The sequence below is a fragment of the Acinetobacter sp. GSS19 genome (assembly GCF_028621895.1).
Taxonomy (GTDB): Bacteria; Pseudomonadota; Gammaproteobacteria; order Pseudomonadales; family Moraxellaceae; genus Acinetobacter.
Window position 1 is genome coordinate 1,322,443 of sequence record NZ_CP117520.1, and the last position, 13,484, is coordinate 1,335,926.

Annotated in this window: 16 protein-coding genes; all 16 read right to left on the reverse strand. The window is 44.0% G+C overall.

Features of this window, described 5'->3' with window-relative positions; genetic code table 11:
* Position 1 precedes the first annotated feature (1 nt).
* The 16 genes from PGW99_RS06360 to PGW99_RS06435 all read right to left on the reverse strand — a co-directional run bounded on the left by PGW99_RS06360 (position 2) and on the right by PGW99_RS06435 (position 13,480).
* Positions 2-361, reverse strand: a complete 360-nt coding sequence (locus PGW99_RS06360; RefSeq protein WP_273776748.1) for a lipopolysaccharide assembly protein LapA domain-containing protein — start codon at positions 359-361, stop codon at positions 2-4.
* 17 nt (positions 362-378) lie between these two features.
* Positions 379-684, reverse strand: a complete 306-nt coding sequence (locus PGW99_RS06365; protein WP_273776749.1) for an integration host factor subunit beta — start codon at positions 682-684, stop codon at positions 379-381.
* 156 nt (positions 685-840) lie between these two features.
* Positions 841-2,514, reverse strand: coding sequence for a 30S ribosomal protein S1 (gene rpsA, locus PGW99_RS06370; protein WP_273776750.1), 1,674 nt, complete (start codon positions 2,512-2,514; stop codon positions 841-843).
* 110 nt (positions 2,515-2,624) lie between these two features.
* On the reverse strand, positions 2,625-3,308 hold the full coding sequence (gene cmk / locus PGW99_RS06375; RefSeq protein ID WP_273776751.1) for a (d)CMP kinase: 684 nt from the start codon (positions 3,306-3,308) through the stop codon (positions 2,625-2,627).
* 187 nt (positions 3,309-3,495) lie between these two features.
* Complete coding sequence (gene tadA / locus PGW99_RS06380; protein WP_273776752.1) at positions 3,496-4,008, reverse strand: tRNA adenosine(34) deaminase TadA; 513 nt, start codon at positions 4,006-4,008, stop codon at positions 3,496-3,498.
* Between the two features lie 7 nt (positions 4,009-4,015).
* Positions 4,016-5,140, reverse strand: a complete 1,125-nt coding sequence (locus PGW99_RS06385; RefSeq protein WP_273776753.1) for an enoyl-CoA hydratase/isomerase family protein — start codon at positions 5,138-5,140, stop codon at positions 4,016-4,018.
* Positions 5,137-5,850, reverse strand: coding sequence for a uracil-DNA glycosylase (gene ung, locus PGW99_RS06390; RefSeq protein ID WP_273776754.1), 714 nt, complete (start codon positions 5,848-5,850; stop codon positions 5,137-5,139). The genes PGW99_RS06385 and ung overlap by 4 nt, the downstream gene beginning before the upstream one ends.
* 37 nt (positions 5,851-5,887) lie before the next feature.
* Entirely contained in the window at positions 5,888-6,484 is a 597-nt protein-coding gene (locus PGW99_RS06395; protein ID WP_273776755.1) for a 6-pyruvoyl trahydropterin synthase family protein, read from the reverse strand.
* Positions 6,485-6,737: 253 nt separating this feature from the next.
* On the reverse strand, positions 6,738-7,337 hold the full coding sequence (locus PGW99_RS06400) for a TetR/AcrR family transcriptional regulator (RefSeq protein ID WP_273779452.1): 600 nt from the start codon (positions 7,335-7,337) through the stop codon (positions 6,738-6,740).
* A gap of 46 nt (positions 7,338-7,383) precedes the next feature.
* Positions 7,384-8,157: a TatD family hydrolase gene (locus PGW99_RS06405; RefSeq protein ID WP_273776756.1), complete on the reverse strand. Its 774-nt coding sequence runs from the start codon at positions 8,155-8,157 to the stop codon at positions 7,384-7,386.
* A gap of 30 nt (positions 8,158-8,187) precedes the next feature.
* Positions 8,188-8,529, reverse strand: coding sequence for a PilZ domain-containing protein (locus PGW99_RS06410; RefSeq protein ID WP_273776757.1), 342 nt, complete (start codon positions 8,527-8,529; stop codon positions 8,188-8,190).
* A gap of 18 nt (positions 8,530-8,547) precedes the next feature.
* On the reverse strand, positions 8,548-9,531 hold the full coding sequence (locus PGW99_RS06415; RefSeq protein WP_273776758.1) for a DNA polymerase III subunit delta': 984 nt from the start codon (positions 9,529-9,531) through the stop codon (positions 8,548-8,550).
* Positions 9,532-9,543: 12 nt separating this feature from the next.
* Positions 9,544-10,305, reverse strand: a complete 762-nt coding sequence (kdsB, locus tag PGW99_RS06420; RefSeq protein WP_273776759.1) for a 3-deoxy-manno-octulosonate cytidylyltransferase — start codon at positions 10,303-10,305, stop codon at positions 9,544-9,546.
* A 9-nt stretch (positions 10,306-10,314) separates the two neighbouring features.
* Positions 10,315-11,325 (reverse strand): tetraacyldisaccharide 4'-kinase, encoded by a 1,011-nt coding sequence (lpxK, locus tag PGW99_RS06425; RefSeq protein WP_273776760.1) that lies wholly within the window; start codon positions 11,323-11,325, stop codon positions 10,315-10,317.
* 2 nt (positions 11,326-11,327) lie between these two features.
* Complete coding sequence (gene msbA, locus PGW99_RS06430; RefSeq protein ID WP_273776761.1) at positions 11,328-13,055, reverse strand: lipid A export permease/ATP-binding protein MsbA; 1,728 nt, start codon at positions 13,053-13,055, stop codon at positions 11,328-11,330.
* Entirely contained in the window at positions 13,055-13,480 is a 426-nt protein-coding gene (locus PGW99_RS06435) for an ExbD/TolR family protein (protein ID WP_273776762.1), read from the reverse strand. Before PGW99_RS06435 ends, msbA begins: the two co-directional genes overlap by 1 nt.
* Positions 13,481-13,484: the final 4 nt, after the last annotated feature.

A 13,484-nucleotide genomic window follows, 5' to 3' on the forward strand; every position in this document is an offset into this window, starting at 1 on the left:
ATTATAATGGGCTTTTATTTTCTGAGGGAATGTCTAACACAGTTTTTTCATGTCTGGCATGTGCCGCAGCATCCGCTGCAGCCAGTTGAGCGGCATGAATTTGCTCTTTGCGTAGATGGTCAATATCTTTACGAAGGCGTTTGATTTCCCAATTCGTTTGGAAAACACGGAATACTTGCACACCAAGTAGCAATCCCACAATAATTCCGAGTCCCAAAGTTAATAACAGCAATAACCCTAAACGCATCGCGGGCACTTGCAAGAATAGTAAATCGACCGAAAGTTCCGCTCCATTTTGTAAAACCAAAGCAAGAGCATAGCCAAAAATCACAATCAACACTGCGACAAGAAAATAACGCATACCGCTCTCCAGTTATTTTATTTCTGGATCGACTCGTTTACTGCATCACGCAAAGCTTTACCTGGTTTAAAGTGAGGCACAGCTTTTGCTGCCACTTCTACTGATTTACCAGTTTTAGGATTACGACCAACGCGCGGTTCGCGATGATGCAAAGCAAAACTACCAAAACCACGAATTTCAATACGGTTATCTGCAGAGAGCGCCTCGATCATCTGATCGATCATAATTTTAACCGCTTCTTCTACCAAAGGTTCAGCAAGATGCGGGTTCTTAAGGGCAATACGCTCTATTAAGTCAGACTTATTAAGTGCTTCTGTAGTCATCGTCGACCTCATTAATTATCATGCTACTTTAACTCGTATTGATAATAACCTGTTTAAATACAAAACGGTAGCGCAGTATGATAATACTACGCTACCGTTTACAGTATTCATATAAAAAGTACTCATTAGTTACACTAACAAGTACTTTTTAACAAATTACTTCATTTGCGCTTTGATCAAGTCACCAATCGTCTTAGGACCGTTTTCTTGAGCAGCAGAAGCTGTGCGAAGGTTTGCAACCGCTTCTTTCTCTTCAGCTTCGTCTTTCGCTTTGATAGACAAGTTGATAGAGCGAGATTTACGATCTACATTGATGATTTTCGCTTCAACTTCTTGACCTACTTCTAGGAATTTAGTTGCATCTTCAACGCGATCGCGGTTGATTTCAGAAGCTTTCAAAGTTGCTTCTACTTCGTCAGCCAATTTAACAGTTGCACCACGCGCATCAACTGCAGTTACAGTACCTTTAACCAAGGCACCGCGTTCGTTTGCAGCCAAGAAATCATTGAATGGATCGCTGTTCAATTGTTTGATGCCAAGGCTGATACGGTTGCCTTCAGCGTCTACAGACAAGATAACCGCTTCAACAGTGTCACCTTTCTTGTAACGACGGATGGCATCTTCGCCTTGTTCGTTCCAAGAGATGTCTGACAAGTGAACTAGACCGTCGATACCACCAGGCAAGCCAATGAAAATACCGAAGTCTGTGATTGACTTGATTGTGCCAGAAACTTTCTCGCCTTTGTCATGGTTTTTAGCAAACTCTTCCCATGGGTTAGCACGAGTTTGTTTGATACCAAGAGAAATACGACGACGTTCTTCGTCTACTTCAAGAACCATTACATCAACTTCATCACCGATCTGAACAACTTTAGATGGGTGGATGTTTTTGTTGGTGTGGTCCATTTCTGAAACGTGAACAAGACCTTCAACGCCTTCAGCGATTTCAGCGAAACAACCGTAGTCAGTCAAGTTAGTTACACGTGCTTTAACGATAGAACCTTTAGGGTAACGGTTCATGATCGCCATCCATGGATCTTCGCCTAATTGTTTAAGGCCTAGAGATACACGGTTACGTTCACGGTCAAATTTAAGTACTTTAACAGTAACTTCTTGACCCACTTCAACAACTTCTGATGGATGCTTGATACGTTTCCAAGCCATGTCAGTGATGTGAAGAAGACCATCAATACCGCCAAGGTCAACGAATGCGCCGTAGTCAGTAAGGTTCTTGATTGTACCAGTAACAGTTTGACCTTCTTCAAGTTGAGCAAGAAGCGCTTCACGGTCAGCTGAAGATTCAGCTTCCATTACTGCACGACGAGATACCACAACGTTGTTACGTTTAGCATCAAGTTTGATCACTTTGAATTCCAACTCTTTACCTTCAAGGTGAGTTGTGTCACGGATTGGACGAGTGTCTACCAAAGAACCTGGCAAGAACGCACGAACTGGACCGATGTCAACAGTGAAACCGCCTTTAACTTTACCAGAGATAACACCAGTAACGATTTCGCCGTCTTCAAAGATTTTTTCAAGTTTAGTCCAAGTTTCAGCACGTTTCGCTTTCTCACGTGATAAAACTGTTTGACCCATACCATTGTCAAGCGCTTCAACAACAACATCAACTGTGTCGCCTACAGCAACTTCTAGTTCACGTTGTTCGTTAAGGAATTCAGCGCGGTCAACGATGCCTTCAGATTTAAGGCCAGTGTCAACAGTAACCCAGTCAGAATCGATACTTACAACAGTACCTTGGATGACTGCACCCTTTTCAACATTGAGGTTTAATTCACTTTCTTCAAAGAGGGCTGCAAAAGATTCGGTCATGATATACCTGATAAATTCAGCGGTCTTGGATCAGACAAGGCCGGTTTAGTTAAGCATTCGCATAGTCCATATAAAAACTGATCAAGCTATGCGTCTGCTGATAAATTTAGTTATTTAGCCAATTGCGCATCGATATAATTCACCATCAATGCAAAGACCTGATCGATATTCAAATCCGAACTATCAATCTGGTAAGCATCAGGTGCAGGTTTAAGAGGTGCAACTGCACGTTCCATATCCCGTTTATCGCGAGCTTGTATGTTAGCTAAAATGTCGCCCATTTTAACATCGACCCCCATGCCCTGCAACTGTTTTACACGGCGCCCAGCACGCGACTCAGCAGAAGCGGTCAGATAAATTTTTGTCTGCGCCTCAGGGAAAATAGTCGTCGCCATATCACGACCATCCGCCACCAAGCCGGGTGCCTGTGCAAAAGCACGCTGTCGCTCAAATAGAGCGGTTCTTAATTGCGGAATCGCAGCAACCTTGGAAGCATATTCACCCACCCGCTCGGTACGGATAGTTTGGCTAACATCTTCACCATCGAGTAATACGATGGTGCCATTTTGTGTCATTTCGAACTTAATATTGAGATTCAATGCAATCTCGACACATTGAGCCAACTGTTGTTCCAGCTCATCGAGCAATCCACGTTTATGCAATGACAAACCCAAGAGTCGATACAATGCCCCTGAATCCAACAAATGAAAGTGGTAATGCTGGGCCAATTTTGCTGCCAACGTTCCTTTACCCGAACCACTTGGACCATCGATTGTAATAATATGAATTGTCATTGATTTACCATTTAAACAAATTGTGCTGCCAGTTTTGCTTAGCCTAGTTTAATCATGCGCTTCAACTGTGCAAGTTATTCTTGTTTGACTTTCCGCATTTTTGGTGATTTAGATCAAGAAAAGGAGAATAGCCACCTAAAAAACGCTAAACAACACCATCTAGTTCAGCCCATAAGGAGCAACACACTTAAAGGATAGTATTTTTAAATTGATTACGTTGTTGACGTTTCTCTTCGCGGCGTTTTTTAAAGAAATCACTCAACTGCTGTGAACATTGTTGATGTAAACAGCCAACGTCTACCGTGAACTTATGATTGTAATAACCATTTTCCAGCAAACGGCGCGCACTGACCAACGAGCCAGCTTTAGGCTCAGTAGTTGCAAACACCACCCGCTGAACCCGCGCATGCACGAGTGCACCCACACACATTGTGCAAGGTTCTAAGGTTACATATAGGGTAGCATCTTCAGGTAAGCGGTAGTTTTGAATCGATAAACAGGCCTGGCGAATCGCCTGAATTTCAGCATGTGCTGTAGGATCGTGACTAGAGATAGGAGTGTTAAAGCCTTGACCGATGATTTGGTTATTACTCACAATCACCGCCCCGACAGGAATTTCTCCTTTTGAGGCAGCCAATGCAGCCAACTCGTAAGCTTGCTGCATCCATTCTTCATCAGATTTAATTTGTGGTTCAGCCATCACGAAATCAGTCAATCACACCATACTGCTTCAACAAAGTATTCCAGCTTGCAATGCTTGTGACAGGTGGACAATCCCCTAAAATTCCTTTCAGGCTCAATTCCGAATAGACTTTCCATTCAGGTGAAAGATCTTTATCTACCAAGCGTGCGCGAACGCCTTCAACAAAGTCGGCATGGCGAATCTTCCAATCCGAAATCTGCAATTCTAACTCAAACACTTCATTCCAGGAATGGACCTGCTTGCCCCATTGCCACAATAACCAAGTGAGCGCTGCTGTTGCAGGTGAACCTTTCTGCAAGTTTTCACTCGCTTGACGTAACCAATCACTGCGTGCGTCATTTAAGCCAATAATGGCTTCATAATCATATTTAAAATCTACACCACGGCACACGCTATAGATGACATCCAGCGAATTTTGCAAAGGTCCTGGCGCTACCGGACGGTGTAAACTGTTCAGGGTGTCATCAATGGCACGAAAATCACCTGCTGGGTAATGATTCCAATCAATATCAATCACTTTCTGCAATACAATATCGCGGTGTGTATCACAGATATGGGTTGCCCATCCAATACCATACGCCCCTGCCGAGGTCATAATGGATCCGGTTAATCCGGTAAACAAGCCAATCGAACCACGATCTGCCAAGAAACGAGTGGCCCCTACATCTGGATATAAACCAATGTTGATTTCAGGCATCGCCAAGCGAGAATGTGGCGTCACCAAGCGGAAAGGCGCAGCCATAAACAACCCCAGACCGCCACCCATTACATAACCTTCGCCCCAAACCAGCACAGGTTTGGCATAGTTATGCAACAATAAATCGAGCGCATATTCCTGCTCAAAAAACTTGTTGGCCGCCTCGACTTCCTGATTAATCACCAGTTGACGCAATTTACGTACATCACCACCCGCACAAAAGGCTTTTGGCGTGGTGGAATCTAGCCAGATGGCTTTCACCTGATCATCATGGTGAAAATCTTCAAAGACCCGCAAAAGCGCGGTTACAATCGACTCATCCAGAGCGTGTAAAGATTTAGGCCGATTCAGGCGAACCACGCGCCAGCCATTTTTTGCTTCTTCAACAATTAAGTCCGGATGATAACGGTTTAAGTCGGGAGAATGTGTCATGCGTCCAGCTGCCAATCTATAGGCTCAATGCCATTTTGTTTCAGATAATTATTTGCTTTCGAGAATACACGACAACCGAAGAAACCACCACGGTTGGCTGCCAAAGGCGATGGATGTGCCGCTGTCAGTACCAGATGTTTACTGCGATCGATGCGTTGTCCCTTCCGCTGAGCATAGGCTCCCCACAAGATGAAAACCAGATGCTCTCTTTGCTCATTTAATACATCAATCACCTGGTCAGTAAAATCTTCCCAACCCCGTTTTTGATGTGAAGTCGGCTGCCCTGCCTCAACAGTCAGAACACTATTAAGCAGCAACACCCCTTGTTGAGCCCATCGCGTTAGATCCCCATGCGATGGAACCGGCATACCGAGATCGGTATGCAATTCATGAAAAATATTACGCAAAGAGGGAGGTAATGCCACTCCTCGCTGCACTGAAAAACTCAATCCGTGTGCCTGATTAGGACCATGATAAGGATCCTGTCCTAAAATCACCACCTTCACTGCGTGTAAAGGGGTGGTATTTAAGGCATTAAAGATCAGTGAACTGGGTGGATAAATCACTTTATCGGCTTTTTTCTCCGCCAATAAAAAGTTGCGTAACTGCTCCATGGTCGGGCCAAGCAGAAAATCTGCCAGATGATATTTCCAGCTATCATCTAAATGTACTTTATCGAGTTTGGCCTGCTGTTCTGCAGTTAATTGCATCCTGATTCATCCCTAAATTCATTTTATCGAGACAAAGTTAAACCTTAACTTGTAACTCGACTGCTGGGTTCTGGAATTTGATTCCTTGTTTAAGCTTTTCATACATCTGAGGATCAGCCCACTCAGCTTGCACCTGTTCTGAGAACTCAATCTGGTCCAAATGCAAAATTCCCATCTGCTGATTTTCAATATCTTCTAAGAAACTCTGGGCATAGCCTGTATCTGTTTCATGCACAATGACAGAATAAACCGATACATCTCCCTCACCATTTTCAGTAATGGTAGATTGCAACACTTGCTGGGCTAAAAAGAAGAAGATACGAGAAAACTGTTCCGCAGAGGGTGAAACCGGCAGTGACACCCAACGTGCACTAAATTGCTTGCAGGCTTGAATATAGTTTGGATCATCTTGCTGCCAAAAGCAGATCGCATGATCAAAACTGTCAAAAATATCTTTAATCACACCCTTCAGCAAGCCGAAATCATAAACCATTTGACCATGATCCAGCTTCGAAGCTTTAAGCAACAACTCTACCTTGTAACTGTGACCATGAATCGAACGCTTACAACGATCCGAAGTGCAGTTACGCACAATGTGAGCATTTTCAAACTTAAATAACTTACGAATTAACATGCGCCAAAGAGATGCTTAATAGTCATTAGTTGGGATTATAAAGCAAAACTGCAAAACTTAGCATTTATTTTAACGTTTGCATTAATTGGCAAAATACATCTACTGTAATGAAATTTGTTAGCACAGTTATTTCGAAACACAGCGTACCTTAAGCAGCAACAATCTCTGGAAAATCGGCGTCATATACACTTTAAAATACCAATCCACAATCGCCTTACCTGAAAATAGGGAGGTCACTTTAAATTGAGAAAATTTACAGTGCTGTTTGCTTTGGCAAAGCCAATACTTGCTCAATGCACGCCACGCGCAAAGTATCACGCGCTCCCAGATAGCGTTGATAAAAGCTGGAATTTAAAATCGCAGCTGTACCATGGGTCATCGACCAGATGGCCGCGAGATAATCGCGCACTGACATCTGACTTGAAATGGACTGCAAATATTCGTCAGTCATTTCGATAAGCATACGCATACGCTGTCTGCGGATCTGATACAGCTCACTAAATAGCTGGTGAATCCCCTGACCAGTAATCGAAAGACGCTCTTCTATCTGATGAAATAACACCGTGCGTTCCGGATGATGCAAATGATGCATCATAAAATAGGCCAGCAACTCCGGAAAACTTTTATTCTTATCCCGCATCATATCCAGCAACATGCGTTCATTCCGGATAATCAGCAACATGTACAGCTCATCTTTACTCTGAAAGTGCTTGTAAAGCGTCCCTTTTGCCAGATCGAGCTCTGCAGCCAAAGCATCCAGCGTCATGCCTGATTCGCCATTTTCCAATAATAGTTGCTCAGCCACCTGAAAAATCAGTGCTTCCCTTGCCCGAAACTGAGCCTGACGATCCATCTTCACGCGATTACTCTCTTAGCTGCTTATTTTATTCATGTGACATTTACTGTAATTTAAGGAGATTTTCAAAGTTCTGAGTAGTAATAAATGCCATCTCCTCAAGAGACTTATCATATACATCAGCCAATGCTTTGGCTACATAAGGCACATATTTAGGCTCATTGGTCTTGCCCCGATAAGGCACAGGTGCCAGATAGGGACTGTCTGTTTCAATCAGTACCCGATCCAGGGGCACTTGCTTGGCAACATCACGTAAATCTTGCGCATTTTTGAATGAAATAATGCCAGAAAAAGAAATGTAATAGCCACAGTCCAGTACTGCTTTCGCGGTTTCCCAATCTTCCGTAAAGCAGTGCAAAATGCCGTAATTGGACTGTTCGGCACGAATGATGTCCACAGTATCGTGCTTCGCTGCACGGGTATGAACAACGACGGGCTTTTTGACTAATTTAGCAGCCTGAATGTGACGGGCAAAACATGCTTTCTGTTCCATGACAAAATCCGTGCTGTGATAATAATCTAGTCCGGTTTCCCCCAAGGCCCAAACCTGATCAGCTTGTGCCAATTCAGCCAGATACTCCACGCTGGCACGCGCCATAACAGCGGCATCTTCGCAAGGGTGTATGCCAATGGTATAACCTACGTCTGAATGTCGTGCAGCAATCTCTGCCAGGGCAAGATGATCTTCCAAATCCACCGAGATACCCATGAATTTCGACACGCCCGCTGCACGCGCCTGCGCCAATGCCTGATCAAGATCACCATCATACGGGCTGAGATCAAGCATGGTTAAATGACAATGAGTATCTACAAACACAACATTTCCTTGGTAAAATTTAAAATAGCATTACATGGTATAGCTTGGACGATCCAAAGACATACTACCCGCCAATAATTTTTCGGCTTCCGATTTGTAATAGATGCCTTTTTCACCACTGAGCTGAATTGCAAAACCCTGTGGTTTAATACCGATCTGCTTTTGAGATATCCACACCACCTTGCCGGTTAAAGGAATTTTCTGGGTTTGCTCAGGCAAAGTGGCTAGTACAAAAACTTCTTCCCCAAGCTTAACGGGATGTTTGGAAGGAACAAATAAACCACCACCCTGCACAAAGGGCATATAACTGGCTTGCAAAGTTGCACGATCAGGAATATTGGCCTGGATAATACCGCCCATACGTGGTTGCATGAAATTTCCCCTATTATTTTAAACATTCATGAGTTTTATAAACAACTGATCCAGAATCAGATTGGTTTGTACATTCTGCTCAACAAAGCGTTTACCCTGCTGTATTTCAGCATACAACTCAAACAAGATTTCCAGAGAATATTGACTTTGTAGTATAGAAAAGTCGAGATCAATATTTTTGATATTCTGCTGCAGCTTGACACAAATCAAATCACACAACAAGTATTCAAACATCTGGATAAAATCCGTGAAATTGAGCAATTTTGTCCATTTACTGGATAAAGTCATCGGTTGATTTTTTTGTTGTACTAGCTTCTGCCAGTCTTGGATAAAATCCTGCCGTTGTTGGATCCACTCACTTTGTGCCAGTTCAATCGCACGTAACGGCATCTGATTGGCCAACTGGCTCAACAGCTGTAAACGTTCGGCTGAGACATCTTGCAAATGTTGTTGAAGATATTCTTGTAATTGCCCTGAACTCAAACGATCCAAGGCAAAATGCTGTAAACGGCTGCGAATCGTGGCTGGCAACTTCAGATAATGATCCGCCAATAAAATGATCACCACACGCTCACCCGGTTCCTCAAGGGTTTTGAGTAGCGCATTGGCAGAAGCCATATTCAGGGCTTCTGCCGGCTCAATCACAACGACACGCCAACCTTCGCCCGTTTGCTGTACAAAGGGCAAAAGATCACGAATTTTCTCAATCTTGATCTTGGCATTTTGTTTTTTATTTTCTTCATCGGTGCTGATATGCACATAATTCGGATGTGTATCTGACTTGATCCACTGGCAACTCGCACACTCGCCGCACGGTCCATTCGACTGCTTATGCAGGCACAGCACCCAACTCAAGAAGTGCTGTGCAAATGATTCCTTGCCACATCCCGGCTTACCATAAAATAATAAACCATGACCCAGCGAGGGAAAACGACTGGTCAGCGTCTGCCAGACCTGCTGCTGCCAAGGATAGACTTGTGAAGGAATTTCAGGATCAAACATAAGATCAAGCCATCATTGAAAATATGCAATATCCATTGCATTCAGTCGATCGAGATCTGCCTGCGTATCAACACCCGGCGGAAGGTTCGCTTGTGCAACAGCAATCGCGATACGATGGCCATTTTCAAGAACACGTAATTGCTCCAGACTTTCCAGTTGCTCAAGCGTACCCATTTCCCAGCTGACGTATTCTTGCAAAAGCTTCACACGATAGGCGTATAAACCCAAATGGCGATAAGCATGTGCATGCAAAGCGGGTTCAGCATGTTTGGCACCATCACGGTCATATGGAATGCCTGCACGGCTAAAATACAGGGCTTCATTCCGTTTTGACATGACGACCTTTACAATACTGTCACGCTGGAATTCATCCAGTTGATGAATCGGTTCACATAAGGTCGACATTGAACAATTTGGTTTGTCCACCAATAGTTGAGCGACTTGCTGGACCAATTGTGCCGGCAATAACGGCTCATCACCCTGCACGTTCACAATGATATCATCGCTATCCCAGCCTTTCATTTGTGCCACTTCGCTTAAACGGTCAGTCCCAGATGGATGATCGGCACGCGTGAGTACAACTTCTATTCCTTCTGCTCGACATAGGTCAGCGATACGCTCATCATCCGTAGCGACACATAAATCATCAAATCCCTGCACTTTTTTTGCCTGATCGACAACACGCAAAATCATGGCACGACCATGAATCTCTAACAGTGGCTTCCCCGGCAAGCGAGAACTGGAAAAACGCGCAGGAATAACGATATGTTTCATGGCTGAACCTTAAGCAATATGCAGACCGAGTGACTGGAGCTGCTGATGTAAAACTTGATAACAGTCTGGGGATAACACCGCCTCTACGGGAACCACCCAAATCTCACGATAGTTTTCTGGAAACTGTTTTAATAAAGGTAACAATTTCACCGCATCTTTTTCTGTGGTGATAATCGGCCCGGCATCCTCAAATTGCAAATCCTCAATTTCGTAATCATGATGATCCGGAAACTCATGACACTGAAATTGTTGCACCCCCATCGACTCAAGGGTTTGATAGAAACGTTGTGGAAAACCGATCCCAACCACCGCGTAAAAATTTTCTTGCGGATTAAAAACCGACTGATGCTGATCTCGCGGATTAAGCAAATATGGCTCAGCTGCTGCTAGGTGCATATGCAGTTTGGTTTGCGGTGTAGCAGAGTGTTCAATCACTGTACCGGTTTTTAAACGGCATGGCGGCTCACGCAAGTAGCCTTCTGGTAACAGTTTTTTATTACCCAAACCACGATTTTTATCCAACACGATCCATTCGATCTGACGTGCCAGCGCCCAGTGCTGCAGGCCATCATCACTGATAATCAAATCAAATTGCTGTTGTTGCAGGAGGAGGTCAATACTAAGTTGACGGTTTGGACCTACCGCCATCGGTACATGGGTGGCCTGCACAATCAAGGCAGGCTCATCACCGACATTTTCGGGATCCGAGTCTGCGCTCACCAAAGCAGGAAATGGACCTTTCGCTCCATATCCCCGACTAATCACTCCCACCCGGACACCATGGGTTTGCAGATATTTCACCAACTGAATTAATAGCGGTGTTTTACCACTACCACCCACCGTAATATTCCCAATCACCATGACCGGGACAGGAGATTGATAAACCGATTTGATTCCAGACTGATACAGCTTACGGTTCAACACAAAACCGGCACGATACAACCAAGACAGGGGACGCAGGAGCACAAGCCATCTGGCTTGCTGATTCCAAGCATCCTGAATTAATTGTGCCAAAGACATGGTTATTTTTCCTCAAAGTTACGCTGATGCAATTGATAGTAAGCACCCTGCTTCGCCATCAATTCACTATGCGTTCCTTGCTCCAAAATTTGTCCCTTGTCCATTACTACAATACGATCTGCATTTTCAATCGTTGACAGCCTGTGTGCAATCACGATGGTCGTACGATCCTGCATCGCCTCATCAAATGCTTTTTGAATAAAGTGTTCTGACTCGTTATCCAAAGCACTAGTCGCCTCATCCAGAATCAAGATCGGTGCATTTTTCAAAATGGCACGTGCAATGGCAATACGCTGACGCTGACCGCCGGATAAACTCAACCCCTGTGCACCTAGCGGAGTATCGTATCCGTGAGGTAATTGCATAATAAAATCATGTGCATAAGCTGCTTTTGCAGCGGCAATAATCTGCTCATCTGTTGCATTTTGCAGCTGACCATAAGCAATATTTTCACGCACTGTGCGATCAAATAAAACCACCTGTTGATTGACCATAGCAATCTGCGAACGCAAGCTAGTCAGCTCGATCTCTTGTATATCAATCTGATCTAGCAGAATATGACCCGCACTAAGTTCCTGAAAACGGACTAGTAAATTCACCAGCGAGCTTTTACCCGCACCAGAACGCCCTACCAATGCGACTGTTTCTCCCACTCTCACATGTAAACTAAAATTTTCAATCGCTTTAGAGCCATCTGAATAAGTCAAACTTGCCTGTTTGAAATCAATATCACCCTTCAAAACAGGTGTAAGTTGTCCTGTATTTTTTTCTGAAGGTGTATCCAGCAGCTCAAAAACAGAATAGGCAGCCGCCATACCACGCTGTAATTTTTCATTGATATCAGTTAGTGCCTTAATCGGTTTAGCCAACAAACCTGCTGCCGTGATATAGGCCACGAATTCTCCAGCAGAGGTGTCTCCTAGAATCTGTGGCCGCAAAGCCAACCAGATAATAATACTGAGCGCAATCGCCATAATCAGCTGAACAATCGGGCTGTTCATCTGCTGCACGACCACCATTTTCAGGCCGCGTTTCAAGTTTTCATTCGAATAATGATAAAAACGTTGTTGTTCAAAGGCCTCCCCACCAAAGCCCTTGACCACTGCATTACCATTGACACTTTCTTGCACCACATGATTAATGTCACCCATCGTGGTTTGTACTTGCTGAGAAAGTTTACGCATGCGCTTGGCCGCTTTTCGAATCAGCAAACCGATTAATGGGGCAAATACTAAAATACAAAGGGTCAAACGCCAGTTGCTATACAACAAATACCCAAGCAAACCAATCGTAATAAAGCCCTGCTGCACCAAAGTCCTGATAGATTCTGTCGATGCTGCAGTCAATTGCTCGACGTTATACATAATCTTGGCAGTGATTTGGCCACTAGAATTTTCCAGATAATATTGTGCTGGTAGCCCAAGCAGCTTGGCAAATACTTCCTGACGAATCTGAAAAATCAAACTTCTAGAGATAACGGCAGTGTAATAACCACCCACAAACAGCCCTAAACCACGAAAAAAAATCAGCAAAACAACTAGAAATGGAAACCAATCCAGATTCTGCTGATTTTGCTGCTGAATTGCATTAATAATATATTCTAATAATTTTGCCACAGAAACTTCTGTGGCGGCATTCAAACCAAATCCAACGAGTACCAATAAGGCCGCGCCCCAATAGGGTTTTAGATACGCTAAGAGACGAAAATAAACCTTAAGATCCTGATTCACTAATAACCTCGAGATGGTACTTTGGTACTGATATTAACGTTCACAAAGCCCAGTTGACCTGCAACATCCATCACCCGGATCACATCCTGATGACTCGCCTTAGCATCTGCTGCGATCACAAACATCAAATCACGACGCTCCTGTGCAACCTGTTTGATGGCTGTGCTCAAATCGGCCACTTCCTGACTCGAAAGTGCCTGACCGTTGACTGCATAATGCCCGGATGAGTCTACCATGACTTCAATTTTATGATCATATTGTTTTGGTGGTACACCTTGCGCATCCGGCAAGGTCAAGTTCAACCGGCTTGGCTGATTAAACGTGGTGGAAAGCAACAAAAACACCAGAATAAACAATAAACAGTCAATCATGGGTGTCAGGTTAATCGGAATATCTTCAACCTGTTGAGAACGTTTAAATTTCATCAGA

Excerpts from the sequence above, each read along its gene's own strand:
- PGW99_RS06410 (WP_273776757.1), bottom strand. The coding sequence starts at position 8,529 with ATGCAACCACGTATGGGCGGTATTATCCAGGCCAATATTCCTGATCGT.
- PGW99_RS06435 (WP_273776762.1), bottom strand. The coding sequence starts at position 13,480 with ATGAAATTTAAACGTTCTCAACAGGTTGAAGATATTCCGATTAACCTG.
- PGW99_RS06415 (WP_273776758.1), bottom strand. The coding sequence starts at position 9,531 with ATGTTTGATCCTGAAATTCCTTCACAAGTCTATCCTTGGCAGCAGCAG.
- PGW99_RS06360 (WP_273776748.1), bottom strand. The coding sequence starts at position 361 with ATGCGTTATTTTCTTGTCGCAGTGTTGATTGTGATTTTTGGCTATGCT.
- PGW99_RS06400 (WP_273779452.1), bottom strand. The coding sequence starts at position 7,337 with ATGGATCGTCAGGCTCAGTTTCGGGCAAGGGAAGCACTGATTTTTCAG.
- PGW99_RS06385 (WP_273776753.1), bottom strand. The coding sequence starts at position 5,140 with ATGACACATTCTCCCGACTTAAACCGTTATCATCCGGACTTAATTGTT.
- PGW99_RS06365 (WP_273776749.1), bottom strand. The coding sequence starts at position 684 with ATGACTACAGAAGCACTTAATAAGTCTGACTTAATAGAGCGTATTGCC.
- kdsB (WP_273776759.1), bottom strand. The coding sequence starts at position 10,305 with ATGAAACATATCGTTATTCCTGCGCGTTTTTCCAGTTCTCGCTTGCCG.
- PGW99_RS06395 (WP_273776755.1), bottom strand. The coding sequence starts at position 6,484 with ATGTTAATTCGTAAGTTATTTAAGTTTGAAAATGCTCACATTGTGCGT.
- rpsA (WP_273776750.1), bottom strand. The coding sequence starts at position 2,514 with ATGACCGAATCTTTTGCAGCCCTCTTTGAAGAAAGTGAATTAAACCTC.
- ung (WP_273776754.1), bottom strand. The coding sequence starts at position 5,850 with ATGCAATTAACTGCAGAACAGCAGGCCAAACTCGATAAAGTACATTTA.
- tadA (WP_273776752.1), bottom strand. The coding sequence starts at position 4,008 with ATGGCTGAACCACAAATTAAATCTGATGAAGAATGGATGCAGCAAGCT.
- cmk (WP_273776751.1), bottom strand. The coding sequence starts at position 3,308 with ATGACAATTCATATTATTACAATCGATGGTCCAAGTGGTTCGGGTAAA.
- lpxK (WP_273776760.1), bottom strand. The coding sequence starts at position 11,325 with ATGTCTTTGGCACAATTAATTCAGGATGCTTGGAATCAGCAAGCCAGA.